Source organism: Gilliamella sp. Gris1-4, assembly GCF_001690335.1.
Taxonomy (GTDB): domain Bacteria; phylum Pseudomonadota; class Gammaproteobacteria; order Enterobacterales; family Orbaceae; genus Gilliamella; species Gilliamella apicola_P.
This window is the reverse complement of the sequence record NZ_LZHA01000080.1, coordinates 1-4,769: the sequence shown is the minus strand read 5'-3', so window position 1 is coordinate 4,769 and position 4,769 is coordinate 1. Positions and strand designations below refer to the sequence as shown.

1 tRNA gene and 3 rRNA genes are annotated in these 4,769 nt (G+C 49.0%); all 4 read left to right on the top strand.

The features are described from left to right. Nucleotides 1-1,206, top strand: a 16S ribosomal RNA gene (locus tag A9G31_RS09895); the annotation flags it as partial. Nucleotides 1,207-1,260: 54 nt separating this feature from the next. Beyond that, nucleotides 1,261-1,336, top strand: a tRNA-Glu gene (locus A9G31_RS09890). A 258-nt stretch (nt 1,337-1,594) separates the two neighbouring features. Next, a 23S ribosomal RNA gene (locus A9G31_RS09885) occupies nt 1,595-4,494 on the top strand. 157 nt (nt 4,495-4,651) lie between these two features. Continuing rightward, nucleotides 4,652-4,767 (top strand): 5S ribosomal RNA (gene rrf, locus A9G31_RS09880). Nucleotides 4,768-4,769 lie beyond the last annotated feature (2 nt).

The following is a 4,769-nucleotide window of genomic DNA, read 5'->3' as shown; positions in this document are numbered from 1 at the left end:
GACTCCTACGGGAGGCAGCAGTGGGGAATATTGCACAATGGGGGAAACCCTGATGCAGCCATGCCGCGTGTATGAAGAAGGCCTTCGGGTTGTAAAGTACTTTCGGTGATGAGGAAGGTGATGAATCTAATAGGTTTATTAATTGACGTTAATCACAGAAGAAGCACCGGCTAACTCCGTGCCAGCAGCCGCGGTAATACGGAGGGAGCGAGCGTTAATCGGAATGACTGGGCGTAAAGGGCATGTAGGCGGATAATTAAGTTAGGTGTGAAAGCCCTGGGCTCAACCTAGGAATTGCACTTAAAACTGGTTAACTAGAGTATTGTAGAGGAAGGTAGAATTCCACGTGTAGCGGTGAAATGCGTAGAGATGTGGAGGAATACCGGTGGCGAAGGCGGCCTTCTGGACAGATACTGACGCTGAGATGCGAAAGCGTGGGGAGCAAACAGGATTAGATACCCTGGTAGTCCACGCTGTAAACGATGTCGATTTGGAGTTTGTTGCCTAGAGTGATGGGCTCCGAAGCTAACGCGATAAATCGACCGCCTGGGGAGTACGGCCGCAAGGTTAAAACTCAAATGAATTGACGGGGGCCCGCACAAGCGGTGGAGCATGTGGTTTAATTCGATGCAACGCGAAGAACCTTACCTGGTCTTGACATCCACAGAATCTTGTAGAGATACGAGAGTGCCTTCGGGAACTGTGAGACAGGTGCTGCATGGCTGTCGTCAGCTCGTGTTGTGAAATGTTGGGTTAAGTCCCGCAACGAGCGCAACCCTTATCCTTTGTTGCCATCGATTAGGTCGGGAACTCAAAGGAGACTGCCGTTGATAAAGCGGAGGAAGGTGGGGACGACGTCAAGTCATCATGGCCCTTACGACCAGGGCTACACACGTGCTACAATGGCGTATACAAAGGGAGGCGACCTCGCGAGAGTAAGCGGACCTCACAAAGTACGTCTAAGTCCGGATTGGAGTCTGCAACTCGACTCCATGAAGTCGGAATCGCTAGTAATCGTGAATCAGAATGTCACGGTGAATACGTTCCCGGGCCTTGTACACACCGCCCGTCACACCATGGGAGTGGGTTGCACCAGAAGTAGATAGCTTAACCTTCGGGAGGGCGTTTACCACGGTGTGGTTCATGACTGGGGTGAAGTCGTAACAAGGTAACCGTAGGGGAACCTGCGGTTGGATCACCTCCTTACGAAGTGCTCGTAAGTGTTCACACAGATTGTTTGTTTAGAAGAGAAATAATTAAGTCCCCTTCGTCTAGAGGCCTAGGACATCGCCCTTTCACGGCGGTAACAGGGGTTCGAATCCCCTAGGGGACGCCATAAAATGTGATGAAATTATTTTTCTAAAAAAATTATGTTTGTATTTACTTGATTTAGTATTTAAGTGAATAGAAAGATAAAGCTCTTTAACAATTAGGAACAAGCTGAAAGAAACGAGTTCTCGTTTTTACGAAAGGCTTTTGATTATAGATTGAGTTAAAGTTTATTGAACTTTAATTGAATAATTTATAAATAAAAAGAGAATAAGTAAGAAAGAGAAGAAAGCGTAATTTAAACCAAGACAACTGTGAGTTGTAAGGTTAAGAAATTAAGCGTACACGGTGGATGCCTAGGCAATCAGAGGCGAAGAAGGACGTGTTAATCTGCGAAAAGCGACGGTAAGCTGATAAAAAGCGCAATAGCCGTCGATGTCCGAATGGGGAAACCCAGTGTAGGAAACTACACTATCATCTAATGAATTCATAGTTAGATGAGGCGAACCGGGAGAACTGAAACATCTAAGTACCCCGAGGAAAAGAAATCAACCGAGATTCCCTGAGTAGCGGCGAGCGAAAGGGGAGGAGCCCAAGCGGGTAGCATAAAGTATTAGTGGAAGCGTCTGGAAAGTCGCACGATAGAGGGTGAAAGTCCCGTACACGAAGGTACGTTATGTGGAAGCTTATAGAGTAGGGCGGGACACGTGATATCCTGTCTGAAGAGGGGGGGACCATCCTCCAAGGCTAAATACTCCTGATTGACCGATAGTGAACCAGTACCGTGAGGGAAAGGCGAAAAGAACCCCGGGAGGGGAGTGAAATAGACCCTGAAACCGTGTACGTACAATCAGTGGGAGCTGTTACCGTTGGGTAATAGTGACTGCGTACCTTTTGTATAATGGGTCAGCGACTTATATTCTGTAGCGAGGTTAACCGAATAGGGGAGCCGAAGGGAAACCGAGTATTAACTGTGCGTTAAGTTGCAGGGTATAGACCCGAAACCCGGTGATCTAGCCATGGGCAGGTTGAAGGTTGGTTAACACTAACTGGAGGACCGAACCGACTAATGTTGAAAAATTAGCGGATGACCTGTGGCTGGGGGTGAAAGGCCAATCAAACCGGGAGATAGCTGGTTCTCCCCGAAAGCTATTTAGGTAGCGCCTCATGAATGACTGTTGGGGGTAGAGCACTGTTTCGGCTAGGGGGCCATCCCGGCTTACCAACCCGATGCAAACTCCGAATACTGACAAGTTGAATCATGGGAGACACACGGCGGGTGCTAACGTTCGTCGTGAAGAGGGAAACAACCCAGACCGCCAGCTAAGGTCCCAAAGTCATAGTTAAGTGGGAAACGAAGTGGGAAGGCTTAGACAGCTAGGATGTTGGCTTAGAAGCAGCCATCATTTAAAGAAAGCGTAATAGCTCACTAGTCGAGTCGGCCTGCGCGGAAGATGTAACGGGGCTAAAACTATGCACCGAAGCTGCGGCAGTGCACGTAAGTGTATTGGGTAGGGGAGCGTTCTGTAAGCCGTAGAAGGTGTGTTGTGAGGCATGCTGGAGGTATCAGAAGTGCGAATGCTGACATAAGTAACGATAAAGCGGGTGAAAAGCCCGCTCGCCGGAAGACCAAGGGTTCCTGTCCAACGTTAATCGGGGCAGGGTGAGTCGACCCCTAAGGAGAGGCCGAAGGGCGTATCTGATGGGAAACGGGTTAATATTCCCGTACTGGCTATAACTGCGATGGGGTGACGAAGAAGGCTAGGTTTACCACCTATTGGATGGTGGGTTAAGCGTGTAGGGGTGTGATTAGGCAAATCCGGTCACTGAAACTCTGAGGCGTGATGACGAGCTGCTAAGGCAGTGAAGTAATTGATGCCCTGCTTCCAGGAAAATCCTCTAAGCTTCAGGTTATAGTTAATCGTACCCGAAACCGACACAGGTGGTCAGGTAGAGAATACTAAGGCGCTTGAGAGAACTCGGGTGAAGGAACTAGGCAAAATGGTGCCGTAACTTCGGGAGAAGGCACGCTGATGTGTAATTGAAATCCCATGCGGACGTAGGTGAAATCAGTCGAAGATACCAGCTGGCTGCAACTGTTTAATAAAAACACAGCACTGTGCAAACACGAAAGTGGACGTATACGGTGTGACGCCTGCCCGGTGCTGGAAGGTTAATTGATGGGGTTATGCTTATGCAGAAGCTCCTGATCGAAGCCCCAGTAAACGGCGGCCGTAACTATAACGGTCCTAAGGTAGCGAAATTCCTTGTCGGGTAAGTTCCGACCTGCACGAATGGCGTAATGATGGCCAGGCTGTCTCCACCCGAGACTCAGTGAAATTGAAATTGCCGTGAAGATGCGGTGTACCCGTGGCAAGACGGAAAGACCCCGTGAACCTTTACTATAGCTTGACAGTGAACATTGAGCCTTAATGTGTAGGATAGGTGGGAGGCAAAGAAGCATGCACGCCAGTGTGAGTGGAGTCGACCTTGAAATACCACCCTTTAATGTTTGATGTTCTAACCTATACTTCTGAATCGAGGTAAGGGACACTGTCTGGTGGGTAGTTTGACTGGGGCGGTCTCCTCCCAAAGAGTAACGGAGGAGCACGAAGGTTAGCTAATCCTGGTCGGACATCAGGAGGTTAGTGCAATGGCAAAAGCTAGCTTGACTGCGAGAGTGACGGCTCGAGCAGGTACGAAAGTAGGTCATAGTGATCCGGTGGTTCTGAATGGAAGGGCCATCGCTCAACGGATAAAAGGTACTCCGGGGATAACAGGCTGATACCGCCCAAGAGTTCATATCGACGGCGGTGTTTGGCACCTCGATGTCGGCTCATCACATCCTGGGGCTGAAGTAGGTCCCAAGGGTACGGCTGTTCGCCGTTTAAAGTGGTACGCGAGCTGGGTTTAGAACGTCGTGAGACAGTTCGGTCCCTATCTGCCATGGGCGTAGGAAAATTGAGAGGGTTTGCTTCTAGTACGAGAGGACCGAAGTGAACGCACCGCTGGTGTACGGGTTGTGATGCCAATTGCATTGCCCGGTAGCTACGTGCGGAATAGATAAGTGCTGAAAGCATCTAAGCACGAAACTAGCCTCGAGATGAGTTTTCCCTGAAGAGATTCAGTAAGGTCCGTTTGAGACTAAGACGTAGATAGGTCAGGTGTGTAAGTGTAGTGATACATTGAGCTAACTGATACTAATGAACCGAGAGTCTTAACCTTACAACTCGGAGTTGTTTTGGTTTACGCAGAAGTTATTGCTAGATGAGGAAATCATCGAAAAGAGAATAGAGATAGAAAAAACAGTTTGTTCCGAATTGAGTGATTGTTGTTGATATGAGATAATGGACAGCGATAAAGAAAGAGAGTACAGGATATGTCTGGCGGTAATAGCGCGGTGGTCCCACCTGACCCCATGCCGAACTCAGAAGTGAAACGCCGTAGTGCCGATGGTAGTGTGGGTATTACCCATGTGAGAGTAGGGTGCCGCCAGACTT